At 64.4% G+C, this 12,996-nt stretch carries 12 protein-coding genes; 6 read left to right on the top strand and 6 right to left on the bottom strand.

Annotation, left to right across the window (positions count from 1 at the left end):
• Positions 1-104 precede the first annotated feature (104 nt).
• A complete protein-coding gene (locus ACK8CP_RS18790) occupies positions 105-287 on the top strand; it encodes a YdcH family protein (protein WP_128290971.1) in 183 nt (60 codons plus the stop codon).
• Positions 288-626: 339 nt separating this feature from the next.
• Here ACK8CP_RS18790 and ACK8CP_RS18785 read toward each other — a convergent pair whose 3' ends face one another.
• From ACK8CP_RS18785 to ACK8CP_RS18775, 3 genes are all read right to left on the bottom strand, one after another.
• Positions 627-1,151, bottom strand: a complete 525-nt coding sequence (locus ACK8CP_RS18785; protein WP_234629070.1) for a tautomerase family protein — start codon at positions 1,149-1,151, stop codon at positions 627-629.
• Between the two features lie 9 nt (positions 1,152-1,160).
• Positions 1,161-2,159, bottom strand: a complete 999-nt coding sequence (locus ACK8CP_RS18780) for a crotonase/enoyl-CoA hydratase family protein (RefSeq protein ID WP_414832821.1) — start codon at positions 2,157-2,159, stop codon at positions 1,161-1,163.
• Between the two features lie 191 nt (positions 2,160-2,350).
• Positions 2,351-4,639 (bottom strand): putative bifunctional diguanylate cyclase/phosphodiesterase, encoded by a 2,289-nt coding sequence (locus tag ACK8CP_RS18775; RefSeq protein ID WP_234629072.1) that lies wholly within the window; start codon positions 4,637-4,639, stop codon positions 2,351-2,353.
• Between the two features lie 208 nt (positions 4,640-4,847).
• Between ACK8CP_RS18775 and ACK8CP_RS18770 the strand changes: the two genes are divergently transcribed.
• Positions 4,848-5,582 carry a sulfite exporter TauE/SafE family protein gene (locus tag ACK8CP_RS18770; protein ID WP_234629073.1) on the top strand — a complete coding sequence of 245 codons (735 nt, stop codon included), beginning with the start codon at positions 4,848-4,850 and terminating at the stop codon, positions 5,580-5,582.
• A 23-nt stretch (positions 5,583-5,605) separates the two neighbouring features.
• Here ACK8CP_RS18770 and ACK8CP_RS18765 read toward each other — a convergent pair whose 3' ends face one another.
• From ACK8CP_RS18765 to ACK8CP_RS18755, 3 genes are read right to left on the bottom strand one after another with little or no spacing between them, the layout of a single operon-like run.
• Positions 5,606-6,376 carry a sulfite exporter TauE/SafE family protein gene (locus ACK8CP_RS18765; protein WP_414832820.1) on the bottom strand — a complete coding sequence of 257 codons (771 nt, stop codon included), beginning with the start codon at positions 6,374-6,376 and terminating at the stop codon, positions 5,606-5,608.
• A gap of 36 nt (positions 6,377-6,412) precedes the next feature.
• Positions 6,413-6,808: a cell division protein ZapA gene (locus tag ACK8CP_RS18760; protein WP_261215077.1), complete on the bottom strand. Its 396-nt coding sequence runs from the start codon at positions 6,806-6,808 to the stop codon at positions 6,413-6,415.
• 4 nt (positions 6,809-6,812) lie between these two features.
• A complete protein-coding gene (locus ACK8CP_RS18755) occupies positions 6,813-7,124 on the bottom strand; it encodes a DUF4164 family protein (protein WP_128290965.1) in 312 nt (103 codons plus the stop codon).
• A gap of 255 nt (positions 7,125-7,379) precedes the next feature.
• Here ACK8CP_RS18755 and tkt point away from each other — a divergent pair, with 255 nt between their 5' ends.
• The 4 genes from tkt to ACK8CP_RS18735 are packed head-to-tail and all read left to right on the top strand — an operon-like array spanning position 7,380 to position 12,989.
• Complete coding sequence (tkt, locus tag ACK8CP_RS18750) at positions 7,380-9,380, top strand: transketolase (protein ID WP_414832819.1); 2,001 nt, start codon at positions 7,380-7,382, stop codon at positions 9,378-9,380.
• 9 nt (positions 9,381-9,389) lie between these two features.
• Complete coding sequence (gene gap, locus ACK8CP_RS18745; RefSeq protein WP_234629077.1) at positions 9,390-10,394, top strand: type I glyceraldehyde-3-phosphate dehydrogenase; 1,005 nt, start codon at positions 9,390-9,392, stop codon at positions 10,392-10,394.
• Between the two features lie 13 nt (positions 10,395-10,407).
• Positions 10,408-10,992, top strand: coding sequence for a putative glycolipid-binding domain-containing protein (locus ACK8CP_RS18740; protein WP_414832818.1), 585 nt, complete (start codon positions 10,408-10,410; stop codon positions 10,990-10,992).
• A 56-nt stretch (positions 10,993-11,048) separates the two neighbouring features.
• Positions 11,049-12,989 (top strand): potassium/proton antiporter, encoded by a 1,941-nt coding sequence (locus ACK8CP_RS18735; protein ID WP_414832817.1) that lies wholly within the window; start codon positions 11,049-11,051, stop codon positions 12,987-12,989.
• The last annotated feature ends 7 nt before the right edge of the window (positions 12,990-12,996 follow it).

Raw genomic sequence — 12,996 nt, 5'->3', positions numbered from 1 at the left:
CGTGATCAAATGATCAGCAGATATTAACGGACCCTGCCACTCCGTTAGACAGAGTGGTGAAGCTATGTCACACTTTAACTCCCCCACCATAGATGGAGACGCAAATGCCCCTTGAAGCGCGCCTTGCCGAGCTTGAGCGGCGCCATGAGGCACTCGAAAAAGAGATCGAGGAAGCCATGGCCCACCCGGCCAGCGACGATCTTGAAGTCGCGGAGCTGAAGCGGCGCAAGCTGCAACTCAAGGACGAGATTTCGCGCCTGAAAGGCCAGCAGGAAGGCGCTCTCTAGAGCCTTTTCGAACGCTCATCCGGTCCTTCCGGCTCTCGGTCTGAGGGCCAGCCGGAAGGACAGAAAAAGGCCCGCGGGGCGCAGGGCCGCCCCGGTCCTTCCAGCGCCTCTTCCGGCCACGACGGTGCAAACCTCTTCGGCCCGCCCGCATCCCCTTTTTCATCTCTGACCTGTCTCGCTTTGGCGCCCGTTTCGCGGCGGCCCATGTCGCATGAGGTCAGGACGATCTCGCGGCGCCTGCCAGAACAACCGGCCGGCTCAAGCCTCGCGGCACCTTCCGTGCGCGCCGGCCGGGCTTCAACAGGTCTGAACTTGCGGGAGATCGAGCTTGCGGGAGATTCAGGCCGCGATCCCGGCTCTGCCCGTCTTGCGCTCCCGCTCCGGAAGCTGGCCGTCGCCCGCATCGCGCTCCTGTCGCCGCGCCGCGATCTCGCGCCGGGCGACCCAGCGCATGATGTCGCGCCAGCGCCAGATCTTGCCCGCGCTCGCCCAGTTCCCGTCGGGCACCTCGTCGATCAGACACCAGACCCGGTAGGCGTCGTCCTCGGTGAAAGGCGTGCCTTCCGCGGCCAGGATCGCGTTCGTCGATTTTTCCACGAGCGAGCGCTTCTTCTCCTCGTTCAGGGCGCCGAGCGGCACCGTGTAGGAGAGCCGGTAGCACGGCGCATTGGAGAGATTGCCGCCGACATAGGTGCGGCGCGGCTCGAACTCCGTCACTTCGAGGCGCGTGATCGAGCGCGCCACGGCACTGCCCGGCCGCGCCCCCTGGTGCTCCAGGAGAATCGCAGTCAGATCGCGCGCCAGAATGTCGAGCTTCGCGTCCGACAGCGCCCCGCGCGTCAGTCTCAATTCAGCAAGAGGCATGGATCATCCTCATGAATGCGCGGCTGCGGGCATGGCCACGGCGCCTTTGAGCCGGTCCTGGGCTTTCACCAGCTTCTCCATCTTGCGCAGATCGAGATCCGTAATGCCGAGCGCGCATTCGACCCAGATATCCGTGACGTCGCGCAATTCCTCGTAGCTGAGCGGCATGACGCGGCGGCGCGTGCGATACACGCCGACCTGCGCGTTGTGGCGCCGTTGCGAGCGCTCGATCAGGTCGCGCACGGCCTTTTCGCCAGTGCCGTCCTCCACCACCTCGTCGATGACGCCGGCTTCCAGCATCTCGGCCGCCGAATAGGTGCGCCCGGACAGCATCAGCTTTTCCGCGATCCGGCTCGACACCTTGCGGCTCAGATAGGAATAGGCGCCCATGCCGGGGAAGAGATTGAAGAGCACCTCGGGCAACCCGAAGGTCGCGCTTTTTTCGGCGACGATGAGATTGCAGGACAGCGCCGATTCCAGCCCGCCCCCGAGCGCCTGCCCCTGCACCAGCGCGATCGTCACGATCGGCAGATCGGCGCTGATCGAATTGAGGTAGGTCATCTTGGCGCAGGCATGCGCATAATCGCGCAGCCCCTCCTCGTCCCGCGCCCGGATCAACCGCGAGAAAAGGTCGAGATCACCGCCGAGGCTGAAGATCGACGGCGTTCCGGATTGATAGACGATGTATTTGAGAGCGAGCGATTCCGCATCTGCGAAGCGCGCATTCAGCGACTGGAACAGGTGAATGTATTCGCTCACCAGCCGCCGCGTAAAGCACGGCCGGCCCGGCGGCACCATGGTCGACCACAAAGTCGCGCTCTCGGCCTCGAAAGAAAGAACGACCTCCCGCACGTCCTCCGCAATCTCGGAAACCGCGGCTCGAACACTTTCTACCGAACCTTTCGCCGGCATCGCGACATCAACTGCACCAGATGTACGCGCTGTCCGCTCATGTCCGACAATATCTTCGCCGCGGACTTCGCACGCCGCCGCTTCAAGTCTGGCCATATTCCACCCCCCGCCGCAGAGGAACACTGACACTTATTACAAAATTCTTCATGACGTTAATATAAACTTTAGGGTACCGGCAAGCACGCAACGCTTTGTTAAGGTTAACATTTAACCTGTGAAATGAAAACCCGTGCTGCACCGCAAAATCGTGATTTGGCTGAGATTCCCTGGGCCGCAGGCGGCTGGACCTAGGCCGCCGCCTGCTTCTCCTTCCGCGATGCAAAAAGCCTGCCAAGCTTCTCCGCCGGCACCGGGCAGCTGATCAGGAAGCCCTGCACCTCGTCGACGTAGCCGTCCGCCATGACGATGGCGAGCTGATCGTCGCGCTCGACGCCTTCGAGCGTCACGGCAAGCCCGAGCTCGGCGGAAAGTCGCGCCACACCGCGCAGCATGATCAGACGCTGCGGATCGGCATCGAGGCCGGAGAGGAAGGAGCGGTCGATCTTGACCTTGTGGAACGGGTAGTTCTGCAGATAGGCGAGGCTCGAATAGCCGGTGCCGAAATCGTCGAGCGAGATGCGGATCCCCATCTCGGCGAGTTCCCCGAGGGCCTGGCGCGTGCGCTCGGTCTGTTCGAGCAGCACCGATTCCGTGACCTCGATCTCCAGCCGGTCGGCCGGCAGCCCGGAATCCTTCAGGGCCGCCTCGACGGAGCGGACGATGTCGCCACGGCGAAAATGCATGGGCGAGACATTGACGGCGACACGGATCTCCTCCGGCCATTGCACGGCCTGGCGGCAGGCCTGCACCAGCGTCCAGTCCCCGATCTCCACGATCAGCCCCATCTCCTCGGCGAGCGGGATGAACTCGCCGGGCGACACGATCCCCCGCCCCGCCCGCGGCCAGCGCAGCAGCGCCTCGCAGGTGGAGATCGTCCGGCTGCGCACATTGAGGAGCGGCTGATAGTAGAGCTCCAGCTCTTCGTTGGCGAAGGCGCTGCGCAATTCCATCTCGAGCGAGCGGCGCTCCTGCGCGCGCACATCCATTTCCGGCTGGAAGACGCAGAACGTGCCGCGCCCGTTCGCCTTGGCCCGGTAGAGCGCCATGTCGGCGTTCTTGATGAGCGCATCGGCATTCGAACCGTCCTTGGGCGCAAAGGCCACCCCGACGCTCGCACCGGCAACGATGCTGTGGCCGTTGAGCGCATAAGGACGCGACAAGGCCGTAATGATCCGCGTCGCGAACTGCTCCGCCTGTTCGGCGTCGGTGACGCCTGAGGCGAGAAGCACGAATTCGTCGCCGCCGAACCGGGCGAGAAGATCGCTCTTGCGCGTCATGGAGGCGAGCCGCCGCGCCGTGGCGCGCAGCAGGCTGTCGCCGACCGGATGACCGAGCGTATCATTGACGCTCTTGAAGTGATCGAGATCGACGCAGAAAACCGCAAAGGACGAGTTTGCCTCGGCGCTCTTGCGCAGGAACTGCTCCAGCTCCTCTTTCAGGCGGACGCGATTGGGCAGGCCCGTGACGTCGTCGTGATGCGCCATATAGGAGATGCGCGCTTCGGTGCGTTTGCGCTCTGTCACGTCCTCCGCGACGATGACGAAGCCGCCGTCCTTCGCGGGCTCGCTGGTGAGAGAGATGGTGCGGCGATCGTTGGTAACGAGCTGCAAGGTCTGCCCGACCGTGAACTCCTCCTGCAGCCGTTTCAGCTCCGAGCGCGAGAAGACGCCCTCGCGCACGCAGGCTTGAACCAACTCGCCGATCGGCATGCCATGCCGGATGACTTCGGGGTGAAGGCCGAGGAGGCTGAGAGCGCGCTGATTGTAAACCCGCAGCTTCTGATCCGCATCGATCATCAGCACACCATGCGACATGCTCGAGAGCGCCGCTTCGAGCCGGCCTGCAAGCAGCGTCATCACCTTTTCGGCGCGCAGAGCCGCAAGCAGCGTCTCGCTGATGGAAATCGAAACGCCGCGCATGCTCCAGAAGAAGAAGGCGAGGAGCATGCCGAGCGCCAGATAAGGCGGCTCGCCCTGCACCACGAAACCGGTGACGAGCGGCAGACAGGCAAACAGGATTTGCAGAGAGACGAGCTGCGGACGGCCCGCATTGCGCCCGGCGATCCCGGCGGAATAGCCGATCGTCACCGACACGGCGACCAGCTGCGCGGTCACATCGTCATAGAACGCCAGACAGATGTAGCACCAGACGCCGAGGAGAAAGGAGAACGCGCACGCCCCGATGCCGTAGAGCACGTCCCACAAAACCGGCCGCTCCACCGGCAGCGTATCGCCGCCACGACGGCGGAAGGCATAGGCGACCGCCACGCGCACGAAACCGACAAAGGCAATGACTGCGGCGCACACATAGAGAGGCAACCCGCCGATCTGGATCGCCGTGACAAGGACGGCCGCCGTCCCCCCGATCGCCCCTGCGACGAGAGATCGCATCGAGCTGTAGAGGGAATTGACCAGCGAGACATAGATATCCGGCTCGGCGCGGCGGTCGATATATATGTGTGAACCGTGCTCCATCATCCTGGCTGTCGGACGCTCTCATGCTAACGATCGGACGGGAGGATGAAAAAACCGCTAAGCTCGCTCCATTTTGTCAGACCATATCCCGGTCGGCAACACTTCCAAGATTTTCCGCCATGCCGGCCGCCCGTGAGACAAGTGGGGCGACAGCGCCGACGCCTTCGGCCTATTCGACAGGCCAGAGACAACTCACCAAGAGCGACCCACGTTGAACGAACTTCTTATCATCTTCTTCTGTCTCGCTGCGGGCGGCACCATCAAAGGTGTTGCCGGCATGGGACTGCCGCTCGTGGCGATACCGGGCATCGCGGCTTTTCTCGACGTTCCTTACGCGATCGCCATCCTGACCATCCCGATCCTGACGGCTAACCTTTCGCAGGTCTGGAGGTTCCGCGCGCACAGCGCCGACCTGCCCTTTCTCCCGCGGCTTGTGGTGATGAGCCTGATCGGCATTGCCGCGGGCACGTTTCTCCTGACGAGCCTGCCTGCCCGCTTCCTCTCGCTCGGGCTCGCGCTCGTCATGCTCGCCTATATCGCGCTCCGCCTCCTGCACCCTCAGGTGAAGCTCGCAATGGCCCGCGCCACACAGGTCGCCCCGGCCATCGGCTTCCTCGCCGGAACCCTGCAAGGCGCGACCGGCATCTCCGCCCCGGTCAGCGTCACCTTCATGAACGCCCTGCGTCTGGAGCGTCCGAAATTCGTCTTCGCGGTCTCCGTTCTTTTCACGAGTTTTGCCGTCGCACAGCTGCCATCGCTCGCCCTCGCCGGCATCCTCACCTGGCAGCGTCTCCTGCTCAGCATCGCAGCCCTCGTGCCGGTGTTTCTCGGCATGCGCCTCGGCCAATGGCTCGGCCGCGACATGAAGCCCGGCAGCTTCGACCGCCTCATCCTGGCGATCCTCACCATCATCACCGTAAAACTCTTCGCCGACGCGCTGTTCTGAGATCGCCCGTCCGGGACGCCCTCTCAGACCATCAGCGCCATGCCGGCATCGAAGATGAGCTTGAGGGAGACCAGAAGCACGAGCGCATAACTCAGCGCATAGAAAAACTTCGGCGAAACCACCTTGACCAGCCAGACCCCGGTCAGGGTCGCGACCGGCACCAGCGGCATCAGAACAAGCGAGGTTTCGAGGTTCGCCGCCGACAACTGTCCGAGCATGAAATACGGCAACAGCTTGAGCGCGTTGACGACCGCAAAGAAGATCACCGACGTGCCCGCATAGATCGGCGGCGGCAGCCGGAGCGGCAGCATATACATCTGAAATGGCGGCCCGCCGGCATGCGCGACGAAGCTCGTGAACCCCGCCACAGAGCCCCAGATCATCCCCTTCGCGGGCTGATGCGGGCGCGGCGCCCGCTTCGCCTCGCCGCCGAAATAGTGCCCGAGATAATGATCGAGAGAGAAGACGAGCCCGATCCCGCCGACGATGAGGCGGATTTCCTCTTCGCCGATCGAGCCCGCGAGCACCCAGCCGATGCCGACACCAAGGGCGGCGCCCGGCAGCAGAATGGCGAGGCTCTTCGTCTGATAGACCCCGCGCCAAGCATAGAGGCTGACGAGATCCATGGCGACGAGGATCGGCAAGAGGATCGCCGCCGCGCGCACCGGATCGATGGCAAGCGTGACGAGCGGCACACCGAGCATCGCCCCGGCACCCCCGATCCCACCCTTGGAAAGCCCGATCATGATGACGGCCGGAACCGCCACCAGATAAAAGAACGGATCTTGGATCACGCCGGAACGCGCCGCGTCAGGCTCGCCTGCGCCACGTCACTCCTCTTCAGAGCCGGACGAGCCGTTGCTCGCAGAGCCGCCGCGCAGCGCCCGTGCGAGCCGCGCAATGCGCCGGCCGGCCCGCTCCATCGCGTCGCTTGCCTGGCTCTCCAGCGCCTCGAAGCGATCGAGGGCCTCGTTGCGGCTTTCGCGCAGCTCGGAGATTTCGCCTTCAAGCCCGGCGATGCGGCCTTCCGCCTCACTCAGACGGTCGGTCATCAGCATCGCCGCCATGACGGTCAGGCGCTGATCGCCGATCTCGCCGACATTGGCGCGCAACTCGGTGACGGTCTGATCCAACCGCTCGCCGAGCTCCATGACGTGCTCTTCCTCGCCGTCCTCGCATGCGAGCCGGAAACGCCGCCCGCCGATGCTGACCGTTACGGTCGCCATGATGTCAGAAATCCTCTCCGAGAGCCGATTTCAGCTGAGCGATGGCGCGGTCGAGACGCTGGCCCACGTCGTGATTGGCCCGTTCCAGCTTGGACGAGCGGTCTCCGGCCGCATCCAGGGCTTCGGCGAGCCGCGCCCTGTCCTGTTCGGAATCGTGAAGCTGCTGCACGAGCGTTTCGTGATGGCCGCCGCGCGATTCGCTGCGTTCCACCGCAAGCTCGAGCTCGCTCAGAGCTTTCTCGAGAAGCTCTGTCGCTTGCGCGAAACGGCTCGGCGCATGGCCGGGCGTCGAATTGGCTGGGGAAGCAGGATCCATGGCAGCACACTATGCACGTCTTTGAGCCAAAGGTTCACCCCCGAGCCGTCAAAAATCAACGGATTGGGGCGAAGAGGTTATGCAGCGCTTGAAAGAGCAGTCAACTGCCCAAGATGCTTGCTACGCAGCTGCTTCATGGCTGTGACGTTGACTCGCATTGAGAGCCGTGTATGTCTCGCGACGCCCGCCGGACGATAAGAAGCGCGGGTCAGCGCCTGAACGGCCTGATGTCCGGCACCATCTCGGAAGTTTTCCATGCCAGAGGCCGAAAAGCACGCATCCATGGCCAATGCGATCCGGGCGCTCGCCATGGACGCGGTGGAGGCTGCAAAATCGGGGCATCCCGGCCTGCCAATGGGTGCGGCCGACATTGCCACCGTCCTGTTTACCCGACATTTGAAGTTCGATCCCACCGATCCGAACTGGCCCGACCGCGACCGTTTCGTGTTGTCGGCCGGGCACGGATCGATGCTGCTTTATTCGCTCCTCTATCTTCTCGGCTACGACGAGATGACGATCGAGGAGCTGAAGAACTTCCGCCAGCTCGGCTCCAAGACGGCCGGGCATCCGGAAGTCGGCGAGGCGCCGGGCATCGAGACGACCACCGGCCCGCTCGGTCAGGGCATCGCCAATGCCGTCGGCATGGCCCTCGCCGAGCGCATGCTGAATGCCCGCTTCGGCGACGGCGTCGTCGATCATTACACCTACGTCCTGTGCTCCGATGGCGACCTCATGGAAGGCATCAGCCAGGAAGCCATCGCACTCGCCGGCCATCTGAAGCTCAGCCGCCTGATCGTCATCTTCGACGACAACCACATCACCATCGACGGCGATATCTCGCTGTCGGATTCCACCAATCAGGTGGCACGGGTGGAGGCTTCTGGCTGGAATGCGGTGCGCATCGACGGCCACGACCCCGAGCAGATCGACCGGGCGCTGACGGATGCGCGGCAATCGGATCGCCCGACCCTGATTGCGGCACGCACCACCATCGGCTTCGGCGCTCCCAACAAGGCCGGCAAATCGTCGGCCCATGGCAGCCCGCTCGGCGAGAAGGAAGTGCAGGAGGCGCGCGAGCGCCTCGACTGGCCCTATGAGCCCTTCCACATCCCCGCCGACATCCTCGATGCCTGGCGCATCGCCGGCCTCAGGGCGCGCCCGCGCCGCAAGGCCTGGCAGGAGCGCTTTGAAGGGCTCGACGCGGAATTGCGCGGCGAGTTCGCCCGCACCATGGCCGGCGACCTTCCGCCGCGCCTCGATCGTGCCATCGCCGAGCTGAAGCGGGAATATTCCGCCGAGCCGCCGACGCTCGCAAGCCGCAAGGCCTCGCAAGCCGTGCTGGAATGCATCGCCCCCGTCGTTCCCGAAATGATCGGCGGTTCGGGCGATCTGACCGGCTCCAACAACACCCGCACCAGCGAGATGAAGGCGGTGGCGCCCGGCGAGTACTCCGGCCGCTTCATTCATTGGGGTATCCGCGAGCACGGCATGGCCGCGGCCATGAACGGCATGGCGCTGCACAAGGGGCTGATCCCCTTCTCCGGGACCTTCCTGACCTTCTCCGATTACTGCCGGCCGGCCATCCGCCTCGCCGCCTTGATGCGTCAGCGCGTCATCTTCGTCATGACGCACGATTCCATCGGTCTCGGCGAAGATGGCCCCACCCATCAGCCGGTCGAACATCTGGCGGCGCTGCGGGCGATCCCGAACCTCACGGTTCTGCGCCCGGCCGATGCCGTGGAGACGGCCGAATGCTGGCAGCTTGCGCTCACCGCCTCGACCGGGCCGAGCGTCATCGTTTTGACGCGACAGGACCTTACGCCCTTGCGCGGTGAGTATGAGGAAGACAATCTCTGCCGCCGCGGCGCCTATGTCATCGCAGATTGCAGCGGTGACGCCGAGGTGAGCCTTTTCGCCACAGGTTCGGAAGTGGCGATCGCCGTCGCGGCCAAGGATCTGCTTGACGAGCGGGGCCATCCCGCCCGTGTCGTCTCGATCCCCTCCTTCGATCTCTTCGCGCAGCAAAGCGATGTCTATCGTCAGGAAATAATCGGGACCGCCCCCTTGCGCATCGGCGTCGAGGCCGCCATTCGCCAGGGATGGGACGCGATCATCGGGGAACACGGCCTTTTCGTCGGCATGACGGGCTTCGGCGCGAGCGGACCCTATCAGGAGCTATATCGGCATTTCGGGATTACGGCCGAGGCGATCTGCGAGAAGGCAATTGCCCGGCTTGAACCAAAAGAGACGGACTAGGAGACGCAAATGGTTAAGGTTGCCATCAACGGATTTGGCCGCATCGGGCGCAATGTTCTGCGCTCCATCATCGAATCTGGCCGCACCGACGTCGAGGTCGTGGCCATCAACGACCTTGGCCCGGTCGAAACCAACGCCCATCTGATGCGCTACGACAGCGTCCATGGCCGCTTCCCGGGCGAAGTAAAAGTCTCCGGCGACACGATCGACGTCGGCCGCGGCCCGATCAAAGTCACGGCCGAGCGCGATCCGACGAAGCTCCCGCATGGCGAGCTCGGCGTCGACATCGTCATGGAATGCACCGGCATCTTCACCGCCCGCGACAAGGCAGCCCTGCATCTTGAGGGCGGCGCCAAGCGTGTCCTCGTCTCCGCGCCCTCTTCCGGCGCCGATCTGACGGTCGTCTACGGCGTCAACGACGACAAGCTCACCTCCGACCACGTCGTCGTCTCCAACGCCTCGTGCACGACGAACTGCCTCGCCCCGGTCGCCTATGTGCTCAACAATGCCATCGGCATCGACAAGGGCTTCATGACGACGATCCACTCCTACACGGGTGATCAGCCGACGCTCGACACGCTGCACAAGGATCTCTACCGGGCCCGCGCCGCGGCGCTCTCGATGATCCCGACCTCGACGGGTGCGGCGAAGGCCGTCGGTCTCGTCCTGCCGGAGCTCAACGGCAAGCTCGACGGCGTCGCGATCCGCGTGCCGACCCCGAACGTCTCGGTCGTCGACTTCAAGTTCGTGCCGTCGCGCTCCACCTCGGTCGAAGAGATCCAGGAAGCGATCCGCACCGCCGCCGAAGGCGACCTCAAGGGCATCCTCGGCTACACGGACGAGAAGCTCGTCTCCTCCGACTTCAACCATGACAGCCATTCCTCCGTCTTCCACATGGATCAGACGAAGGTCATGGAAGGCTCGCTGTGCCGGGTCATGTCCTGGTACGACAACGAATGGGGCTTCTCCAACCGCATGAACGACACCGCGGTTGCCATGGCGAAGACCATCTGAGCCAAACTTTGCGATGGGCGGCTTCCGCTCTCTGCCGGCGCGCGCCGCGCGCTGGCGACCCGAACAAGGGATCGGCCTCGAGCATGTCAGCCTGGGGCCGGCCCCGACCGGATTTCTGATCCGCGGCACCATTATCGGCGAGCTCGGCGGAAGCCCCTACGGCGTCTTCTACCGCCTCAGCTGCGACGACGCCTGGCGCACGCGCTCCCTGATCCTTGCCGCAACCTCCGGCCGCAGCATCGACATCCGTTCCGATCGTCAGGGCCATTGGCACGAAGCCGGCGGACGTCCGCTCGACCATCTCGACGGTGCCATCGACGTCGATCTCGCCGGCTCCGCCTTCACCAACACCCTGCCGATCCGCCGTCTGAAGCTCGCCGAAGGTGCATGCTCCGGCGAGCTCACCATGGTCTACGTACCCTTCGACACGTTCAGGCCCGTCCCCGACCATCAGATCTACACCTGCCTTGAGCAGGGATCTCTCTATCGCTACGAAGCCGCAGATCGCTCCTTCACGGCCGAGCTTCCCGTCGATGAGGACGGTCTTGTGCGCGACTACCCGACCTTGTTCCGACGAATTCCTGTCGACATTTCGTAAAGAGTGAACACCACAAGGCCTTGCCTTTGCCACACCCTGCCGCAACAAGGGATGGGGTGCATCGGCCGTATCGGTTCACGGCGCGCAATGGCAGGGAGGGCAGCATCTACGAGCAGGGCATTTATCTCGTTGTTCTGATCGGCACGGCGCTCGTGCTGGTCGCGGCTTTTTCGAGCCTCATCGCTTTCCGCTTCGGCGCACCCCTCCTGCTCGTCTTTCTCCTGATCGGCCTCGCCGCCGGCACCGACGGGCTCGGCCTCGATTTCGACAATGCACCTGTCGCCTACTTCGTCGGGTCACTCGCGCTCGCCGTCGTCTTGTTCGATTCAGGTTTTCGAACGCCCCTTGCCGCCTTCAAGCAGGCAGCGCTGCCGGCCTTGTCGCTCGCCACTTTCGGCGTCGTTCTGACCGCAGGCCTCGTCGGGCTGTGCACGCATTACCTCACCGACTTTTCCTGGCTCGAATCCTTCCTTCTCGGCTCCATCGTCGCCTCCACCGATGCGGCGGCGGTCTTCTTTCTGCTGCGCGTCGGCAACATCTCGATCCGCGACCGCGTGCGCTCGACGCTCGAAGTCGAATCCGGCTCCAACGACCCGATCGCCATCTTCCTCACACTGACGCTCGTCTCGGTTCTCGCCACCGGCGAGGCGATCAAGCCGCAACAGCTCGCGGGCGACGTCCTCACCGGCTTTCTCGTGCAAATGGGGCTCGGCGTCGCCGGCGGCCTCGTCGGCGGGCGGCTCATCCTGTGGCTCGTCGAAAAGCTCGACCTCGACCGCGGCCTGATGCCGATCTTCGTTCTGGCGCTGTCGCTGATGGTCTTCGCGGCCGCCGGCGCGATCGGCGGCTCCGGCTTCCTCGCCGTCTATATCGCCGGGCTGATCGCCGGCAATGCACGGCTGCGCGCGGCCGCAAGCCTCCTGCGCTTTCAGGATGGCATGACCTGGCTTGCCCAGATCATCATGTTCCTGGTCCTCGGGCTTTTCGCCACGCCGTCGCAATTTCCGATCATCGTCGGCGACGCGATCGCCATCGGGCTCTTTCTGATCTTCATCGGCCGTCCCCTTGCCGTCGCACTGTGTCTCATCCCCTTTCGCTTTCCGCGTGCGGAGACGGCATTCGTCTCCTGGGTCGGCCTGCGCGGCGCCGTTTCCATTCTGCTCGCGATCACGCCCCTCATCTCGGAGATCCCGAACGGCCGCGCCCTCTTCAACTTCGCCTTCATCATCGTGCTCGTCTCGCTCATCGTGCAGGGCTGGACGGTCGGCACGGTCGCGCGCCGCCTCGGTCTCGTTCTGCCGCCGCGGCTCGGCCCGCTGGAGAAGGTCACGCTCGACCTTCCCGGCACACGCCATCACGAGCTCCTGACCTACCGCGTCATCGCCGACAGCCCGGTGGCGCGCGGCGAGCGCATTCCGCGCTGGGCTCGGCCCTCGCTCGTGCTGCGCAGCGGCCGCTCGCTCTCCTTCCAGGATGCAGGACGCCTCCAACCGGGCGATTACGTCTACATCGTCATTCCCGGCGCCTTTCCGCATCTTCTCGACCGGCTTTTCGCAAGCCGCGCCGAGCTCGACCCGCAGGACGTCGAATTCTTCGGGGATTTCACCGTCGATCCGCAGCGTCCGGCGCGCGAATTGGCCGAGGCCTATGAGCTGGAGCTTGCCGCCGAAGAGGCCGATTGGACGATCGCGGAACTCATCGCGGCGCGTGTCAGCGGCACCCCGGAATATGGCGACCGCGTCGTTCTCGGCGATATCGAACTCATCGTCCGCGACGCCGATCCGAAGGGCCGCATCACCTCTGTCGGCGTGTCCCTCGACCCGCCGAAACCCTCCGAAAGCATCGTGACCATATTGAGCGTGGGCGGCATCTGGCACTGGCTCACCACCCCCTTCCGCCGCGGCAAAGACGAAGAAAAGCCGCGCACAAAAGCCCATCTCGACAGCCTGCAGAAGGAGGCGCGTCCCACGCGCGCGGCCCCCGCCGAGGAAGCTTGAGCACCGC

It is taken from the genome of Afifella sp. YEN Y35, from assembly GCF_047553465.1.
GTDB classification, from domain to species: Bacteria; Pseudomonadota; Alphaproteobacteria; order Rhizobiales; family Afifellaceae; genus Afifella; species Afifella aestuarii.
The sequence above is the reverse complement of the archived record's forward strand: the minus strand, read 5'-3'. Positions and strand labels throughout refer to the sequence as shown.

Bases quoted from the DNA above. Each gene is read 5' to 3' on its own strand.
- ACK8CP_RS18790 (WP_128290971.1), top strand. From the start codon at position 105: ATGCCCCTTGAAGCGCGCCTTGCCGAGCTTGAGCGGCGCCATGAGGCA.
- ACK8CP_RS18785 (WP_234629070.1), bottom strand. From the start codon at position 1,151: ATGCCTCTTGCTGAATTGAGACTGACGCGCGGGGCGCTGTCGGACGCG.
- ACK8CP_RS18780 (WP_414832821.1), bottom strand. From the start codon at position 2,159: ATGGCCAGACTTGAAGCGGCGGCGTGCGAAGTCCGCGGCGAAGATATT.
- ACK8CP_RS18775 (WP_234629072.1), bottom strand. From the start codon at position 4,639: ATGATGGAGCACGGTTCACACATATATATCGACCGCCGCGCCGAGCCG.
- ACK8CP_RS18760 (WP_261215077.1), bottom strand. From the start codon at position 6,808: ATGGCGACCGTAACGGTCAGCATCGGCGGGCGGCGTTTCCGGCTCGCA.
- ACK8CP_RS18755 (WP_128290965.1), bottom strand. From the start codon at position 7,124: ATGGATCCTGCTTCCCCAGCCAATTCGACGCCCGGCCATGCGCCGAGC.
- tkt (WP_414832819.1), top strand. From the start codon at position 7,380: ATGCCAGAGGCCGAAAAGCACGCATCCATGGCCAATGCGATCCGGGCG.
- gap (WP_234629077.1), top strand. From the start codon at position 9,390: ATGGTTAAGGTTGCCATCAACGGATTTGGCCGCATCGGGCGCAATGTT.
- ACK8CP_RS18740 (WP_414832818.1), top strand. From the start codon at position 10,408: ATGGGCGGCTTCCGCTCTCTGCCGGCGCGCGCCGCGCGCTGGCGACCC.